Here is a 16,617-nt window from a genome sequence, read left to right as displayed (position 1 = left end):
AAAGGGTCAATAGTCTTTGTCAATTCAAATTCAGTGACGAATACATTTGCGCGTGAAAAGGTTATCTGTAACAACTAATTTCGCGAATGGAAGTCACTCGCATGGAGCGCTGGAGAGCGTCTTCATAGGAGAGAAGTCTTCGTTGTGTCAGATTCATCCTACGTTTTTTTGCCGATAACATGACAAAGTCTTCAAAGTGTAAAACTTTGTGTATATAATGTATACACGATTGATTGAAACGCGGAGTGGACATGGAATCGGAAATGGAAATGAGCATGGAAAATTGCAATGTCAACGCAAGCGGCGTGATTTCGAGGGAAATCGGCGAGATTAATCTGGCCTATATGCTGCTTGCACAAAAGCTGGTGAAACAGGACCGGGCAGAGGCCATGTTTCGATTGGGCGTGGGGCGCGAGCTCGCCGATTTGCTGGCGAACATGTCGCTCAGCCAGATCGTGAAACTGGCTGCTTCCAACTTCCTGTTGTGCAGCTTCCGGCTGGACGACCGGCCAATGTTTGCGGTGGTCGGCGAGGGCAAGGAGCCCGCGCTGCAACAGGCGCACATGTCGATCCTGATGAGCGCCCGGCAAGCACAGGCGCAGGCACAGCAGGGTCAGGGGCAACTGCGCGATGCAGGGGCGGCGGCCGCATGACGCGCAAGAGCGTCCTGGGCGAAGTCCGGCAGGTTCAGCTTGCCGTCGAACTGATCGGGCTGGGGGCGCGCCTCCAGTTCCTGGAAGCCGCAGTGCAACTGAGCCGGGAGCGCCTGATCCGCCTGTACAAGGAACTCAAGGGCGTCTCGCCGCCCAAGGGCCTGCTGCCGTTTTCCACCGACTGGTACATGACGTGGCTGGCCAACATCCACTCGTCGATGTTCTACAACATCTACCGCTTCATGCTCGATGAAGCCGACGAGGGCGAGCTGCCCGCGCTCATCAAGGCCTACCGCCTTTATTCGGAGCAGGTCGAGTCGCAGGGCGGCGAGGTCGTGCTCGACTTCACCCGTGCCGAGACCATGGTGCGCTTCTTCGACAGCGACATGCTGCAACTGAGCACCTGCAGCCGCTGCGGCGGCCACTTCGTGGCCCATGCGCACGACAACAAGAACGGCTACGTGTGCGTGCTCTGTCGTCCGCCTTCGCGCGCGGGCAAGGCACGCAAGCCCAAGGTGGTGGAAGTGCGCCGTGGCGGCCTGATCGCCGTGGCGCCGGTGCTGGACATCGGCGGCGCTGTCTAGGGAAGTGCCTCGCGCCTTGGTGCGGGGTTTTTGATTTGACGCCTCAGGGCATAGGGGAAGCGCGTGCTGGTTCTGGTTGGATATCTCGTGGTGATCGGTGCGGTCTTTGGTGGCTACGGCCTCATGGGCGGGCACTTCGGCGTCCTGTTCCAACCGGTGGAGTTGCTCATGATCGGCGGCTCCGCGCTCGGTGCGTTCATCGCGGGCAACAACGGCAAGACCATCAAGGCGACCATGAAGGAGCTGCCGCTGCTGCTGCGCTCTTCCAAGCACAACCGCCAGCTCTACATGGACCTGCTGGCGCTGCTGTACGAGCTGCTCGCCAAGGCCCGCAAGGAAGGCATGATGAAGCTGGAGTCCGACGTCGAGGACCCGGCCCAGAGCGAGATCTTCGGCCGCTACCCGAGCATCATGGCGCACGAGGGCATCACCGTCTTCCTGTGCGACTACCTGCGCCTGGTGATCAGCGGCAACACCGACGCGCACGAGATCGAGGCCCTGATGGACCACGAGATCGAGACCATCCGCCACGAGGCCGCCGTGCCCGGCCACAGCCTCTCGCGCGTGGGCGACGCACTGCCCGCGCTGGGCATCGTCGCCGCCGTGATGGGCGTGGTGCATGCGCTGGCCTCCGCCAACCTGCCGCCTTCCGAGATGGGCGCGCTGATCGCGCACGCGATGGTCGGCACCTTCCTGGGCGTGCTGCTGGCCTACGGCTTCGTCTCGCCGCTGGCCTCGCTGATCGAGCAGAAGGTGGAAGAGGGCATGAAGATCTACCAGTGCGCCAAGGTCACGCTGCTGGCCAGCCTGAACGGCTATGCGCCGCAACTGGCCGTGGAGTTCGGCCGCAAGGTGCTGTTCTCGACCGAGCGTCCTTCCTTCACCGAGCTGGATGACCACGTCCGTGAAGTCAAGGCGCGCTGATGCGTCCGCGCGGCGAGTGAAACAGCGAACGAGCAAGCGACCATGAGCGAAGGCAAGCCCCGGATCATCATCAAGCACGTCCACCGGGCGGGCGGCGGCGCCCATCATGGCGGCGGCTGGAAGATCGCCTATGCCGACTTCATGACGGCCATGATGGCGTTCTTCCTCGTCATGTGGCTGCTGTCGATCTCCAGCCCCAAGCAGCGCGAAGGCATCGCCGAGCACTTTCGCATGCCGCTGCGCGTCGCGATGGCCGGCGGCGACAGGAGCAGCCTGAGCACCAGCATGATCCCGGGCGGCGGCGCCGACGTGATGCATGTCGAGGGCGAGGTCAAGCACACCGAGACGGCCAGCGAGGACGAGGCCGACGCCAGCCGCCTGGTCGAGATGAAGAAGAAGCTGGACGAGCTGATCGAGAAGAGCCCGGTGTTCCAGCAGTTCCGCTCGCAGATATTGATCGACATCACGACCGAGGGCCTGCGCCTGCAGATCGTGGACAGCGAGAACCGCCCGATGTTCGAGCTGGCCAGCGCCCGCGTGGTGCCGCACATGCGCGCCATCCTGCGCGAGCTGGCGCCCGCGCTCAACGGCCTGCCGAACAAGCTCACGCTGTCGGGCCACACCGACGCCATCGTCTACACCAACGACCGTTCCTACGGCAACTGGGAACTGTCGGCCGACCGCGCCAACGCCTCGCGGCGCGAACTGGTGACGGGCGGCATGACCGAGGACAAGGTGCTGCGCGTGATCGGCCTGGCCGACAGCATGCACCTGGACCGCGCCGATCCGCGCAACCCGATCAACCGCCGCATCAGCATCATCCTGCTGAACCATCGCACGCAGGAGCGCATCGAGCGGGAGAACAGCAACGACGCAGCCGTCATGCGCGTGGGCGGTTTGCCGTCCGCGGCGAACGCGGGTGGCGGTGTTGCCCGTGTCTCCAGCAGCGAAGCCGCGAAGCCGGCGGCGCCCAAGGCAGCCGTCACGGCGGAATAACAACGACAACACCCAAGTGGCCACGCCAGCGCGCCGGCCCCGGAGCAATCAGATGGACCTCAGTCAATTCACCCAGGCCTTCTTCGTCGAAGCCATCGAGCTTCTTGCGGAGATGGAGCAGTTGCTGCTCGACCTCGACGTCGAGGCGCCGGACAGCGAACAGCTCAACGCCATCTTCCGCGCGGCGCACTCCATCAAGGGTGGCGCGGCGACGTTCGGTTTCACCGCCTTGACCAACACCACGCACGTGCTCGAAACGCTTCTGGACAGGGCCCGCCACGGGCAACTGCGCCTGAGCGGTTCGATGATCGATGCCTTTCTGGAAACGAAGGACGCCTTGCAAGAACAACTCACCGCCTACCAGGCCGGCAAGGAGCCGGACGCCGACAGGGTCGCGCACATCTGTGGCGTGCTTCAGCAACTCGCGCTGGAGAGCGGCGCGGACAGCGCGGCCGCACCTGCGCCCGCGCCGGCACCCGTGGCCGCGCCGGTGGCTGCGGCAGTGGTCGCCGCCGGCGGCGACGGCGTGCTGCGCATCCGCTTCGCACGCCTGTCCGACAGCGAATGCGAGCTGCTTGCCGGCGAGCTGGCCAACCTGGGCAAGGTCCTGTCGCGCACGCGCAGCAACGACCAGTTCACGGTGATGCTGGAGACCACCTGCGACCCCGACGACATCGTGGCCGTGTGCTGCTTCGTCATCGACGAGTCGCAGATCGACATCACGCGCGAAGCCGCTGAAGCAGTGGTGGTGGTGGCAGAGGCGCCCGTGGCGGCACCCGCACCCGAGCCGGCTATCGAGGAACCCGCCAGGCCGACGGCCGCAGCCGCCGCCCCCGTGCAAGCCGCAGCAGCAGCCCCCGGCGCCAAGGAATCCAGCTCCATCCGCGTCGACGTCGAGAAGGTCGACCAGCTCATCAACCTCGTGGGCGAACTCGTCATCACGCAGTCGATGCTCACGCAGGCCGCGACCATGCTCGACCCGGTCGCCTACGAGCGCTTCCTGAGCGGCCTGGGCCATCTGGAGCGCAATGCGCGCGACCTGCAGGAATCGGTGATGTCCATCCGCATGATGCCGATGGACTACGTGTTCAGCCGCTTCCCGCGCGTGATCCGCGACGTCAGCGCCAAGCTGGGCAAGCAGGTGCGCCTGGACACCTACGGCAAGGAGACCGAACTCGACAAGGGTTTGATCGAACGCATCGTCGATCCGCTCACGCACCTGGTGCGCAACAGCCTGGACCACGGCATCGAAACGCCCGAAGTGCGCCTGGCCAAGGGCAAGGACGCCACCGGCCAGTTGCTGCTGTCGGCGCAGCACCACGGCGGCAACATCGTGATCGAGGTCAGCGACGACGGCGCCGGCCTGAACCGCGAACGCATCCTCGCCAAGGCCATGCAGCAGGGCATGGCGGTGAGTGAAACGATGCCCGACGAAGAGGTGTGGCAACTGATCTTCGCGCCCGGCTTTTCCACCGCCGAGCAGATCACCGACATCTCGGGTCGTGGCGTCGGCATGGACGTGGTCAAGCGCAACATCCAGGAGATGGGCGGCCACGTCGAGATCCATTCGCGCGGCGGGCAGGGCACCACCACGCGCATCGTGCTGCCGCTCACGCTCGCCATCCTGAACGGCATGTCGGTCAAGGTGGGTGACGAGGCCTATATCCTGCCGCTGAGCTATGTCATCGAGTCGCTGCAGCCGCTGCCCGAGCACCTGCATTCGATCACCGCCGACGGCCATGTGATCCGCGTGCGCGGCGAGTACCTGCCGCTGATCGAGCTGCACCGCGTGTTCGACGTGGCCGGCGCGCAGACGCATCCCACGCAAGGAATATTGGTGATCGTGCAGGCCGACGACAGCCGCTTCGCGCTGCTGGTGGACGAACTGCTCGGACAGCACCAGGTGGTGGTGAAGAACCTGGAGACCAACTACCGCAAGGTGCCGGGCATCTCGGCCGCGACCATCCTGGGCGACGGCAGCGTGGCCTTCATCATCGACGTGGGCGCGATGCCGCGCATCCAGCGCGCGCAGGCCGCCAGCTCGGCCGCCCTGGCGGGGGCAGCCCGGAGAACGGACACCGTCGCCTTGTGAGCACGCCGACGGAGACCGCCGCATGAGGTTCGATTTTTTCCGCCGCTCCGGGTCCGGAGATGCCGTGTCCGACGACGGCTCGGGCACCGGCGCGACCGCGTCGCATGTGCCGGGCAATGCGGACGACACGGGCGCCGACGGCCAGGTGGCCTACGCCATGCTGCTCGACGGGCATCGCCGCGTCATCGGCTACCGCATGGCGTGGCGCGCCGCGGGCGAAGCAGCGCCCGGTGCCCACGCGGGCGCCGGCGTCAAGGCGCTCATGGACACGCTGGCCCTGCACCTCAACCCCGAGGGCAAGGGGTGGCTGCTCGGTTCGCAGATGCTGTTCGTCGACGTGACGGTCGATGCGCTGTTCCAGAGCGAGCTGCAGTCGCTGCCGGCGCAGAACGTAGTGCTGTGCATGGGCGCCGACGACCTGATGGACGCGGACATGCGCTCCATCCTGCTGTTCCTGCGCGAGCAGGGCTTCGGCTTCATGCTGTGCGGCGCACCGGCGTTGCCGGACGACGCCGAACTGCGCGCCATCGTCACCCATGTCGAGGTGAGCGCGGGCGACGCCGCCATCGTGGCGCGGCTGCAGAACGAGGTGCAACTGGGCCATCCGGCGGTCGAGCTGATCGCGCCGCGCGTGGACAACTGGGCGCAGTTCGACGCCTGCGCCGCGCGCCGCGTGAATGTTTTTGTCGACGGTGCGTTCCGCAATCCGCCGGTGAAGGAAGCTGAAGACGCGCTGCAGCCCGAGTCGCTGCTGATCGTCAAGCTGATGCAGATGATCCAGCGCAACGAAGACGTGCGCGCGATCGAAGGTGCGCTCAAGCACGACGCCGCGCTCACCTACCGCCTGCTGCGCTACATCAACTCGCCTTCGGTCGGCATGGCGGTGGAAATCCATTCGCTGCGCCATGCGGTGGCCATGCTGGGCTACTCGCCGCTGTACCGTTGGCTGTCTTTGCTGCTGGCCACCAGCAACAAGGCCAGCTCGCCCTTCATGATGAAGAAGGCCATCCTGCGGGGCCGCTTCGTCGAGCTGATGGGGCAGGGCATGCTGCCGGCGAGCGAATCCGACAACCTGTTCGTGGCGGGCATGTTCTCGCTGCTCGACCAGTTGCTGGGCGTGTCGATGGAAGGCGTGCTGCGCAAGGTGCAGCTCACCGAGTCGGTGCAGCAGGCGATTTTGTCGCGCAGCGGCCTCTACGGCCCCTTCGTTGCACTGGCCGAAAGCTGCGAGATGGACGACGGCCGCGCGCCGCGCCTGTCGGAGGCGCTGTTCCTCGGTGCATCGCAGGTCAATGCGGCGCAACTGGCGGCGCTGGTGTGGTCGCTCGATGCCGGCCCGGCCGCCACGGACGCTGCCGCATGACCCCGGAAGTGCAGGGCTTTTGCGCGTCTGATCGACCCATTGGAAACGGCGCCCGCTATGTACATTGAAAGCCATGCTTCCAGGCTGGCTGTGACTACCGAGTTCCTCTTTACCGACAACGACTTCTCCAGAATCCGGACCCTCATTCATCGCCGCGCCGGCATCGCCCTGGGCGAGCAGAAGCGGCAGATGGTGTACAGCCGGCTGTCGCGTCGCCTGCGGGAGCTTCAGCTCCCGGAGTTCACCACCTATCTGGATCTGCTGGAGGCCAGCCACGATGGGGAAGAGTGGCAGTTGTTCATCAACTCGCTCACCACCAACCTGACCTCGTTCTTTCGCGAGGCGCATCACTTTCCCGCGCTGGCCGAGCACGTGCGCAAGATGCCGCAGCCGATCACCGTGTGGTGCGCGGCCGCCTCGACCGGCGAAGAGCCCTATTCGATTGCCATCACGCTGATGGAGGCGCTGGGCGAGCGCGCGGGTTCGGCCCGCGTGATCGCCACCGACATCGACACCGCCGTGCTGGCCAAGGCCGCGACCGGCGTGTTCACCACCGAGCAGGTCGCGCGCATGTCGCCCGAGCGGCTGCGGCGCTTCTTCAACAAGGGCACGGGCGCGAACGCCGGCAAGGTGCGCGTGCGCCCCGAGGTCGCCGCGCTCGTCAAGTTCTCGCGGCTCAACCTGCTCGACACCTCGTGGTCGGTGAAGGAGCCGGTCGATGCGATCTTCTGCCGCAACGTGATGATCTATTTCGACAAGCCCACGCAAAAGAAGGTGCTCGACCGCTTCGCGCCGCTGCTCAAGACCAACGGCCTGCTGTTCGCCGGGCATTCCGAGAACGCCTCGCTCGTCAACCAGGCCTTCAAGTCGCTCGGCCAGACGGTGTACGAGCTGTCGCGCACGCGCGCATCGGGTGTGCCATGACAGCGGCATCGAACGCGGCAGCCCCCGACTCGGTGGCCAGCCACCATTATTTCGATCGCGATGTCGGCCTCATGGCCGTCAAGCTGCTGCCCTCCGAGTACTTCGTGACCGCCAACGACACCGTGCTGAGCACCGTGCTCGGCTCGTGCGTGGCGGCCTGCCTGCACGACGTGGAAGCTGGCGTGGCTGGCATGAACCACTTCATGCTGCCCGACGACGGCGAGCCCGGCGTGCGCGATGCAGCCGAGTCGATGCGCTACGGCACCTACGCCATGGACGTGCTGATCCGCGAGCTGGTGCGCGCGGGCGCGCGCCGCGACCGGCTGCGGGCCAAGGTGTTCGGCGGCGGCGCGGTGCTGGCCAACATGACCACGCTGAACATCGGCGACCGCAATGCCGACTTCGTGCTGCGCTACCTGCGCGCCGAGCGCATCGAGATCGCCGCGCAAGACCTGCGCGGCCCGCATGCGCGCCGCGTGTGCTTTCTGCCGTCCACCGGCAAGGCCATCGTGCGCAAGCTGCGCGCGCAGACCGAGGTGCAGTCGATCCAGCGTGAAGAGGGCGAGTTGCTGCGCCGGCTGTCAGGCCAGCGCGCATCCTCCCCCGAGACCGAAAGAACAACAGGCAATGCCGTGGCGGCCCGCATGGCGCCCGCGGCAGCAAACAAAGGAAGCCGGTGAGCGTAAAGAAAATCAAGGTGCTCTGTGTCGACGATTCGGCGCTGATCCGCAGCGTGATGACCGAGATCATCAACAGCCAGTCCGACATGACCGTGGTCGGCACCGCCGCCGATCCGCTGGTGGCGCGCGACCTCATCAAGGTCACCAACCCCGACGTGCTGACGCTCGACGTCGAAATGCCGCGCATGGACGGGCTGGAGTTTCTGGAAAAACTCATGCGCCTGCGGCCGATGCCGGTGGTCATGGTGTCGTCGCTGACCGAGCGCGGTTCCGAGATCGCGTTGCGCGCGCTCGAACTCGGCGCCATCGACTTCGTGACCAAGCCGCGCCTGGGCGTGCGCGACGGCCTGCTCAACTACACCGAGCTGATCGCCGGCAAGATCCGCACGGCCGCCAGCGCGCGCCTGCTGCCCAGCCGCCATGCCGCATCGGCCCGGCCGGCTTCGGACGTGCCGCAGGAGTCGCTGTTGCGCAGCCCGCTGCTGAGTACCGAGAAGCTGATCATCATCGGTGCATCGACCGGTGGCACCGAGGCCATTCGCGAAGTGCTGCAGCCGTTGCCGCCCGACTCGCCCGCGGTGCTGATCGCGCAGCACATGCCTGCCGGCTTCACGCGCTCCTTTGCGCAGCGGCTGGATGGGCTGTGCCGCATCAACGTGAAGGAAGCCGAGCACGGCGAGCGCGTGCTGCCGGGCCATGCCTACATCGCGCCCGGTGGCTATCACCTGTCGCTGGGCCGCAGCGGCGCCAACTACGTGGCGCACCTGGACCAGGAGCCGCCCGTCAACCGCCACCGGCCCTCGATCGACGTGCTGTTCGATTCGGCGGCCAAGCATGCCGGCAAGAACGCCATCGGGATCATCCTGACCGGCATGGGCAAGGACGGTGCCGAGGGCCTGTTGCGCATGAAGCGTGCGGGTGCTCACACGCTGGCGCAGGACGAGGCCAGTTGCGTGGTGTTCGGCATGCCGCGCGAAGCGATCGCGTTGGGTGCGGTGGATGAAGTGTCCCCTTTGAGTGAAGTCTGTCGCCGGGTTCTGGCGCACCTTCGCACGTTCGGCGAACGTGCGAACCGAGTTTGAAAAACGACCTGTGGAGTTGGAAACATCGTGATCGATAAGAGCATCAAAATTCTGGTTGTGGACGACTTCCCGACCATGCGGCGCATCGTGCGCAATCTGCTGAAGGAGCTGGAGTTCCTGAACGTCGACGAGGCCGAGGACGGCGCTGCCGGCATCGAGAAGCTGCGCGGCGGCAACTTCGGTTTTGTGGTGTCCGACTGGAACATGCCGAACATGGACGGGCTGACGATGCTGCAGACCATTCGCGCCGACCCGGAGCTGAAGAAGCTGCCGGTGCTGATGGTCACGGCCGAGGCAAAAAAAGAAAACATCGTCGCGGCTGCGCAGGCCGGCGCCAACGGGTATGTGGTGAAGCCTTTCACGGCTGCCACGTTGGAAGAGAAGATCACCAAGATCTTCGAGAAGCTGGCGAAGGAAGCGGGCTGAAATGAACGCCTGCGTTTCTGTGCGTCGCGTTGTGCGTGACGTGCGAAGGGCTGGGCTGTGTTCGGGGCGCTGCTGTTCAGGGCGGCACTCACGCCGACACGGTGCTCTTTTTCGCGAATGTCCCCCGCTTCGCTCCTCCTTTATTTCGCGAAAAAGAGCCCCGTATCGGCGCGAGCGCTGGACAGAGCAGTCGTTAATCAGCAGTGCACCAGCAGCGTGTCCCTGTGCGAATGACGCCGGGTGCTCCCCGCAGCGAAATAAAGGAGGAGCGAAGCGGGGGACATTCGCGGAGGGGAGTACCCGGTGTCATTCGCACTCGCCCCGAATGAACCCGAGTCCGAACCCGCCCCGCACAGCAGCGCCCCAAACAACAGCACCCCAAACACAAGCAATCCGCAACACAACGCGCGACGGAACACTGACATGACTCTAGATGCAACGGGAGCCGCAGACCCGACAGACACCGCGGAACAATTGCTGGGCCGCATCGGCCAGCTCACACGCCAACTGCGCGAGGGCCTGCGCGAACTTGGGCTCGACAAACAGGTGGCCAAGGCCGCGCAAGCCATTCCGGATGCGCGCGACCGCCTGAGCTACGTGGCCGCGACCACCGAACGTGCAGCGCATCGCGCACTCAACGCCATCGACGTGGCACAGCCGCTGCAGGAAGCCCTGGCGAGCGATGCCAAGGGCCTGAGCCAGCGCTGGGACGAATGGTTCCTGAACCCGATCGAACTCGACCATGCGCGCGAACTGGTGCTGGACACGCGCGGCTACCTCGACGGCGTGCCGCAACGCGCCAGCGCCATCAACTCGCAGTTGATGGAAATCCTGATGGCGCAAGATTTCCAGGACCTGACCGGCCAGGTCATCAAGAAGATGATGGAAGTGGTCAACGACGTCGAGACGCAACTGCTGCAGGTGCTGATCGACAACTCGCCACCCGAAAAGCGCCAGGAGGCCGCGCACAGCCTGCAGAACGGCCCGCAGATCAAGCCCGGCAACCCCGATGCCGTGACCGACCAGGCCCAGGTCGACGACCTGCTGGAGAGCCTGGGCTTCTAGGGCCGCGCGGCCTGATCGATTGTCCGAATTGCAGGGCGATACCGGCCCTGATCGACGGATTGTTCCGAGCGACCGGATTCAATAATTTGGTCTTGAGCAAGGCGTACTTCGCCAGTGCTGGTTCGGAGCATGAATGGCTGAGGAAAGCGATCTCGAAAAAACGGAACCCGCCTCCGAGCGGCGCCTGGAGAAGGCGCGCGAGGAAGGCAACGTGGCCCGTTCACGCGAGCTCACCACCTTCGTCATGCTGGGCACCGCCAGCGCGGGGCTGTGGTTCGCGGCGGAGTCGCTCAACGCGAGCATGAGCGGCGCGCTGCGCCGCGGCCTGCAGTTCGACCGCGCCAGCGCCTTCGATCCCTCGCACATGCTGGCGCAGACCGGGCTCATGGCGCTGCAGGCGCTCATGGCCATCGGCCCGCTGTTCGGCATGATGATCGTGGCGGCGGTGGCCGCGCCGCTGATGCTGGGCGGCTGGATGTTTTCCACCAAGGCCGTCGCGCCGAACTTCGGCAAGCTCAATCCACTGGCCGGCATCGGCCGCATGTTTTCCGCGCAGTCGCTGGCCGAGCTGTTCAAGGCGCTGGCCAAGTCGGCGCTGATCGGCGGCGTGGCCTGGTGGGTGATCGTGAACGACATCGAGCCGGTGATGGCGCTGATGTCGCAGCCCGCGCACTACGCGCTGCCGCACGCGATCGTGCTGGTGGCCAAGCACTGCGCGCTGATCGCGGCCACGCTGTTCCTCGTCGCGCTCATCGACGTGCCGTTTCAGTTGTGGACCTACTTCCGCAAGCTGCGCATGTCGCGCGAAGACGTGCGCCAGGAGCACAAGGAAAGCGAAGGCGATCCGCACATCAAGGCGCAGATCCGCCGCCAGCAACAGCAGATGGCACGCCGCCGGATGATGGCCGAGGTGCCCAAGGCCGACATCGTGCTGACCAACCCGACGCACTTTGCAGTGGCGCTCAGCTACCTCGACAGCGACATGCGCGCACCGCGCGTGGTGGCCAAGGGCACCGAGCTGGTTGCGGCGCGCATCCGCGAACTGGCCAAGGACAACAAGGTCGCCATTCTCGAAGCGCCGTCGCTCACGCGCGCGCTCTACAAGCACACGAAGCTGGGTGAAGAAATCCCGGCGGGCCTGTACACCGCGGTGGCCGAAGTGCTGGCCTGGGTCTACCAGCTCAAGCGCTGGAAGAACGAGGGCGGCGACGCACCCCGCACACCTACCGATCTGCCGGTGCCGGCCGATCTTCAATATTCCGTGGACCCCGCATGAACGCGATGACAAATCTTCTGCGTCTGCCGACGCGAATGCTCTCGGGGGCGCCACTGAAGGGGCTTGCCGGCCCGGTGCTGATCATCCTCATCCTGAGCATGATGGTGCTGCCGCTGCCGCCCTTCCTGCTGGACCTGCTGTTCACCTTCAACATCGCGATGTCTGTGATGGTGCTGCTGGTGAGCATGTACACCATGAAGGCGCTGGACTTCGCGGCCTTCCCTGCGGTGCTGCTGTTCTCGACGCTGCTGCGCCTGTCGCTGAACGTGGCCTCTACCCGCGTGGTGCTGATGCACGGCCACACGGGGCCGGATGCGGCGGGCAAGGTGATCGAGGCCTTCGGCCACTTCCTGGTGGGCGGCAACTTCGCGGTCGGCGTGATGGTGTTCATCATCCTCGTGCTCATCAACTTCATGGTGATCACCAAGGGCGCGGGGCGCATTGCCGAGGTGGGCGCGCGCTTCATGCTCGACGCGATGCCGGGCAAGCAGATGGCGATCGACGCCGACCTGAACGCCGGCCTGATCGGCGAGGAAGTGGCCCGCAAGCGCCGCGCCGAAGTCGCGCAGGAAGCCGACTTCTACGGCTCCATGGACGGTGCCAGCAAGTTCGTGCGTGGCGACGCCATCGCGGGCCTGCTCATCATGGTGATCAACATCATCGGCGGGCTGGTGGTGGGCATGCTGCAGCACGGGCTCGACTTCTCGACCGCCGGCAAGACCTACACGCTGCTGGCCATCGGCGACGGCCTGGTGGCGCAGATTCCGGCGCTGGTGATCTCCACCGCCGCCGGCGTGATCGTCTCGCGCGTGACCACCGACGAAGACGTGGGCAGCCAGCTCACGGGCCAGCTTTTCTCGAACCCGCAGGTGCTGTTTCTCACGGCCGGCATCATCGGCCTGATGGGCATGATCCCGGGCATGCCGAATCTGGCCTTCCTGCTGATCGCGGGCGGGCTGGTGTGGCTGGGCCGCCGCCTGGTGATGCGCAAGCCGCGCGAAGCCGCCGCGCAGGAGGCCGCTGCCGCAGAGGCCGCGAACCTTGCGCCCACGGCCGAGATGGCCGAGGCCACCTGGGACGACGTGGCCATGGTCGATCCGCTGGGCATGCAGGTCGGCTACCGCCTGATCCCGCTGGTGGACCAGTCGCAGCAGGGCGAGCTGCTGGGCCGCATCAAGAGCATCCGCAAGAAGATCGCGCAGGAGGTGGGCTTTCTGGTGCCGGTGGTCCACATCCGCGACAACCTGGAGATCAAGCCCAACACCTACGTCATCAGCCTGAAGGACGTGGAGATCGGCCGGGGCGAGGCCTTCCCCAACCAGTGGATGGCGATCAACCCGGGGCAGGTCACCGGCACCTTGCCTGGCACGCCCACGCGCGACCCGGCCTTCGGCCTTGCCGCGACCTGGATCGACGCGAGCCAGCGCCAGCAGGCGCAGGTGTACGGCTACACCGTGGTCGATGCCTGCACCGTGATGGCCACGCATTTGAACCACCTGATCCAGACCCACGCCGCCGAGCTGCTGGGCCGCCAGGAAGTGCAGCAACTGCTCGACCAGATCGGCAAGACCGCGCCCAAGCTCACCGAAGACCTGGTGCCCAAGGTGCTGTCGCTCAGCACGCTGCACAAGGTGCTGCAGAACCTGCTCGACGAAGAGGTGCCGATCCGCGACATGCGCACCATCCTCGACGTGATGGCCGAGCACGCGCCGACCATCAAGGACCCGACCGAGCTGACCACGCTCACGCGCCTGGCGCTGGGCCGCGCCATCACGCAGCAACTGTTCCCGGGCGACACCGAAATGCAGGTGATCGGCCTGGACGGCTCGCTCGACGGCGTGCTGCAACAGGCGCTGACCAACAGCAGCGGCATCGAGCCCGGCATTGCCGACAACCTGCTGCAGCAGGCGCAGGCCGCGATCGTGCGCCAGGAGCAGATGGGCCTGGCGCCCGTGCTGGTCGTGCAGCACTCGCTGCGCGTGCTGCTGTCCCGTTTCCTGCGGCGCAGCCTGCCGCAGCTCAAGGTGCTCTCGCATGCCGAGATACCTGATTCCCGCACCATCAAGATCACCGCCGCCATTGGAGGACGAGTTTGAATTCCCAGCAGACCGACATGCGCGACGTGCGCACCACCGCACGCAAATTCGTCGCGGCCACCGGCCGCGAGGCCCTGCGACTGGTGCGCGAGGCGCTCGGCGCCGAAGCCATCGTGCTCACCCACCGCGCCACGGCCGAGGGCGTGGAGATCGTCGCCATGGCCGAAGGCGATGTGCAGGACGCGCTGGAGAAGGCCGCGCCCGCCATCCAGGTGGAACCCGTCGTGCCGGTGGCGCCGGTTGCCGCGCCGGCACCGATGCCGCTCGCCGCGATCGCGGCTGCGGCGGCGACTGCACCGGCGGACACGGCCGTGCTCAGCGAACTCCATTCGATGCGCGGAATGATCGAGGAACAGCTCGCCAGCGTGGTCTGGAGCGACAAGCAGCGCCGCGACCCGGTGCGCGGCCGCCTGCTGCGCACGCTGCTCGGTGCCGGCTTCAGCGCGCGGCTGTCCAAGGCCATGCTGGAGAAGTTGCCCACCGGTCAGACCTATGCGGAAGGCATGGCCTTCGTGCGCTCCGAACTCATTCGCGCCGTGCCGGTGCATGAAGACGAAGACGCGCTGTTCGCGCAGGGCGGCGTGTATGCGCTGATGGGCCCCACGGGCGTGGGCAAGACCACCACCACGGCCAAGCTGGCCGCACGCTGCGTGATGCGCTTCGGCGCCGACAAGCTCGCGCTGGTCACCACCGACAGCTACCGGATCGGCGCCTACGAGCAGCTGCGCATCTACGGCGAAATTCTCAATGTGCCGGTGTATGCCGTGAAGGACGCGGCCGACCTGCACCTCGTGTTGCAGGACCTGCGCGACAAGCACATGGTGCTGATCGACACCGTCGGCATGAGCCAGCGCGACCGCGCCGTGTCGGAGCAGATCGCCATGTTCGGCAGCAGCCAGCGGCCGGTCAAGCGGCTGCTGCTGCTCAACGCGACCAGCCACGGCGACACGCTCAATGAAGTGGTGCATGCCTACCGCAACGGCAACGAGCTGACGGGCTGCATCTTCACCAAGGTCGACGAGGCCACGCACCCGGGCGCGCTGATCGACACCGTGATCCGTCACCGCCTGCCGGTGCACTACATCTCCAGCGGCCAGAAGGTGCCCGAGAACCTGATGAAGGCCGACCGCGCGCAACTGGTGGACAGCGTGTTCCAGCCGCGCCAGCACAGCCCGCTGTTCGTGCCTGCGGAAATCGATCTGCACGACGAACCCGCAGGCGCGGGCCCGTCGGCGCAGGTGGTGCAGGCACAGGGCGAGACCGACCGCCTGCGCCTGAAGTACCAGAACCTGATTCGCGCCATGGCGCACGACGCGCAAGAGCTGGCCACCGCCGCGAGCGCGCTGGCCGGCGCGCAGATCGGCTTCGAGCGCGCGCGCGGACTCTGGCGCCAGGCGGAAGACGATGCGATCGGCCACAAGGCGGTGCTGCAGGATCTGTCGGAACACGCCCGCGGCGAAGTCGCCGCCGGTTGCGAGACCCATGTGCTCGCGCTGTGCGGACAGGTCGGGCTGCGCTCCAGCGAAAGCGGCGATGCCTATGAATGCCACGGCAGCCTGCTGCTGTCGGACCGCACGGGCCTGCCGCTGGCCGCGCCGAACCAGTGGCTGTCTACCGCCGCCACGCGCGGCGCGACGGATGCCACGCGCAGGCCCGGCATGCGCCAGGTGCAGTGGCTGCGCCAGCAGGATTTCGGCAAGTCGCTGGTGCATGTGCTGGGCAAGCTGCCCGGCCTTGAATTCGTGGTGCAGTGGCAGGCCACGGGCCAGCGCTGGCTGGCGCGCGCGCCGGGCTCGACGGCGGTGATCGATCCGCGCACCGGCGCCGCCTGCACGCTCGCACGCATCGGCTTCGACTACGGCGAAGCGCGGCCCGTGAGCTTCCGTGGCAAGCCTGCGCTGCAGTGTGATGCGCATGCCGAGGTGGTGCCGCGCCCCGGCGCTGCCGCCGTGGCCGCCGGCATCGGCCGCGAAGCGATGCCCACGCTGCGCTGCGTGGCCACGAAGGTGATCGATGCACGCAGCCGCAAGCTGCTGTCGCAAAGCTATGCGCTGTCCAACGTCGGCAGCGAAGTCGGCGCGCAGCAGCTTGCGCAATGGCAGGGCTGGGCCAACGAGGCCGAGCCGTGCTTTCGCCTGATGCGCGACGGCGTGCAACTGGTCGGCGGCATGGGCGAGCTGGGCGACCCGAACATGATGAAGCGCCTGCTGATCGCCGGCCAGATGAGCACCACCGTGTGGCGCCTGCTGCAGGCGGACGGCGAATGGGCCGGGCGCACGCGCATGCTGCTGAGCCAGTTGACGGGGCGCCCCGTGCGTGCCGGCCGGCCGATGACCGGCGGCGCGCTGTATGCGGGCGTGGGCAAGTTCTTCCTGCTGCTCGAAGCGCTGGGCACCGAATCGACCGCGCCCACGCAGGCGCCGCGCGCACTGGCGCAGATGGGGTGAGGCGCATGG

General features: G+C 66.3%; 14 protein-coding genes. All 14 read left to right on the top strand.

Annotated elements, in window-relative coordinates:
- Positions 1–251 precede the first annotated feature (251 nt).
- Complete coding sequence (flhD, locus tag ACSFB7_RS18200) at positions 252–653, top strand: flagellar transcriptional regulator FlhD (protein WP_435472533.1); 402 nt, start codon at positions 252–254, stop codon at positions 651–653.
- The gene (gene flhC / locus ACSFB7_RS18195; RefSeq protein ID WP_435472531.1) at positions 650–1,237 is read left to right on the top strand and encodes a flagellar transcriptional regulator FlhC; all 588 of its coding nucleotides are present in this window, start codon (positions 650–652) and stop codon (positions 1,235–1,237) included. Before flhD ends, flhC begins: the two co-directional genes overlap by 4 nt.
- Positions 1,238–1,300: 63 nt before the next feature.
- Complete coding sequence (motA, locus tag ACSFB7_RS18190) at positions 1,301–2,161, top strand: flagellar motor stator protein MotA (RefSeq protein ID WP_435472529.1); 861 nt, start codon at positions 1,301–1,303, stop codon at positions 2,159–2,161.
- A 42-nt stretch (positions 2,162–2,203) separates the two neighbouring features.
- The gene (gene motB / locus ACSFB7_RS18185) at positions 2,204–3,157 is read left to right on the top strand and encodes a flagellar motor protein MotB (protein WP_435472527.1); all 954 of its coding nucleotides are present in this window, start codon (positions 2,204–2,206) and stop codon (positions 3,155–3,157) included.
- A 52-nt stretch (positions 3,158–3,209) separates the two neighbouring features.
- Positions 3,210–5,249, top strand: coding sequence for a chemotaxis protein CheA (gene cheA / locus ACSFB7_RS18180; protein ID WP_435472524.1), 2,040 nt, complete (start codon positions 3,210–3,212; stop codon positions 5,247–5,249).
- Positions 5,250–5,271: 22 nt separating this feature from the next.
- Complete coding sequence (locus ACSFB7_RS18175; RefSeq protein WP_435472522.1) at positions 5,272–6,612, top strand: EAL and HDOD domain-containing protein; 1,341 nt, start codon at positions 5,272–5,274, stop codon at positions 6,610–6,612.
- Between the two features lie 57 nt (positions 6,613–6,669).
- Positions 6,670–7,536 carry a CheR family methyltransferase gene (locus tag ACSFB7_RS18170; protein ID WP_435472520.1) on the top strand — a complete coding sequence of 289 codons (867 nt, stop codon included), beginning with the start codon at positions 6,670–6,672 and terminating at the stop codon, positions 7,534–7,536.
- Positions 7,533–8,216: a chemoreceptor glutamine deamidase CheD gene (gene cheD, locus ACSFB7_RS18165; protein WP_435472518.1), complete on the top strand. Its 684-nt coding sequence runs from the start codon at positions 7,533–7,535 to the stop codon at positions 8,214–8,216. The genes ACSFB7_RS18170 and cheD overlap by 4 nt, the downstream gene beginning before the upstream one ends.
- Before the next feature lie 56 nt (positions 8,217–8,272).
- A complete protein-coding gene (locus ACSFB7_RS18160) occupies positions 8,273–9,298 on the top strand; it encodes a protein-glutamate methylesterase/protein-glutamine glutaminase (RefSeq protein WP_435472699.1) in 1,026 nt (341 codons plus the stop codon).
- Positions 9,299–9,328: 30 nt separating this feature from the next.
- A complete protein-coding gene (gene cheY / locus ACSFB7_RS18155) occupies positions 9,329–9,724 on the top strand; it encodes a chemotaxis response regulator CheY (RefSeq protein ID WP_185546042.1) in 396 nt (131 codons plus the stop codon).
- A gap of 423 nt (positions 9,725–10,147) precedes the next feature.
- Entirely contained in the window at positions 10,148–10,789 is a 642-nt protein-coding gene (gene cheZ, locus ACSFB7_RS18150) for a protein phosphatase CheZ (RefSeq protein WP_435472516.1), read from the top strand.
- Between the two features lie 133 nt (positions 10,790–10,922).
- Complete coding sequence (gene flhB / locus ACSFB7_RS18145) at positions 10,923–12,065, top strand: flagellar biosynthesis protein FlhB (RefSeq protein WP_435472514.1); 1,143 nt, start codon at positions 10,923–10,925, stop codon at positions 12,063–12,065.
- Complete coding sequence (gene flhA / locus ACSFB7_RS18140; protein WP_435472512.1) at positions 12,062–14,161, top strand: flagellar biosynthesis protein FlhA; 2,100 nt, start codon at positions 12,062–12,064, stop codon at positions 14,159–14,161. Before flhB ends, flhA begins: the two co-directional genes overlap by 4 nt.
- On the top strand, positions 14,158–16,608 hold the full coding sequence (gene flhF, locus ACSFB7_RS18135; RefSeq protein WP_435472509.1) for a flagellar biosynthesis GTPase FlhF: 2,451 nt from the start codon (positions 14,158–14,160) through the stop codon (positions 16,606–16,608). Before flhA ends, flhF begins: the two co-directional genes overlap by 4 nt.
- Positions 16,609–16,617 lie beyond the last annotated feature (9 nt).

Source organism: Variovorax raffinosi (assembly GCF_051216615.1).
Taxonomy (GTDB): domain Bacteria; phylum Pseudomonadota; class Gammaproteobacteria; order Burkholderiales; family Burkholderiaceae_C; genus Variovorax.
This window is presented reverse-complemented; position numbering and strand designations above follow the sequence as displayed.

Bases quoted from the DNA above. Each gene is read 5' to 3' on its own strand.
- flhD (WP_435472533.1), top strand. From the start codon at position 252: ATGGAATCGGAAATGGAAATGAGCATGGAAAATTGCAATGTCAACGCA.
- flhC (WP_435472531.1), top strand. From the start codon at position 650: ATGACGCGCAAGAGCGTCCTGGGCGAAGTCCGGCAGGTTCAGCTTGCC.
- motB (WP_435472527.1), top strand. From the start codon at position 2,204: ATGAGCGAAGGCAAGCCCCGGATCATCATCAAGCACGTCCACCGGGCG.
- cheA (WP_435472524.1), top strand. From the start codon at position 3,210: ATGGACCTCAGTCAATTCACCCAGGCCTTCTTCGTCGAAGCCATCGAG.
- ACSFB7_RS18175 (WP_435472522.1), top strand. From the start codon at position 5,272: ATGAGGTTCGATTTTTTCCGCCGCTCCGGGTCCGGAGATGCCGTGTCC.
- ACSFB7_RS18170 (WP_435472520.1), top strand. From the start codon at position 6,670: ATGTACATTGAAAGCCATGCTTCCAGGCTGGCTGTGACTACCGAGTTC.
- cheD (WP_435472518.1), top strand. From the start codon at position 7,533: ATGACAGCGGCATCGAACGCGGCAGCCCCCGACTCGGTGGCCAGCCAC.
- ACSFB7_RS18160 (WP_435472699.1), top strand. From the start codon at position 8,273: ATGACCGAGATCATCAACAGCCAGTCCGACATGACCGTGGTCGGCACC.
- cheZ (WP_435472516.1), top strand. From the start codon at position 10,148: ATGACTCTAGATGCAACGGGAGCCGCAGACCCGACAGACACCGCGGAA.
- flhB (WP_435472514.1), top strand. From the start codon at position 10,923: ATGGCTGAGGAAAGCGATCTCGAAAAAACGGAACCCGCCTCCGAGCGG.
- flhA (WP_435472512.1), top strand. From the start codon at position 12,062: ATGAACGCGATGACAAATCTTCTGCGTCTGCCGACGCGAATGCTCTCG.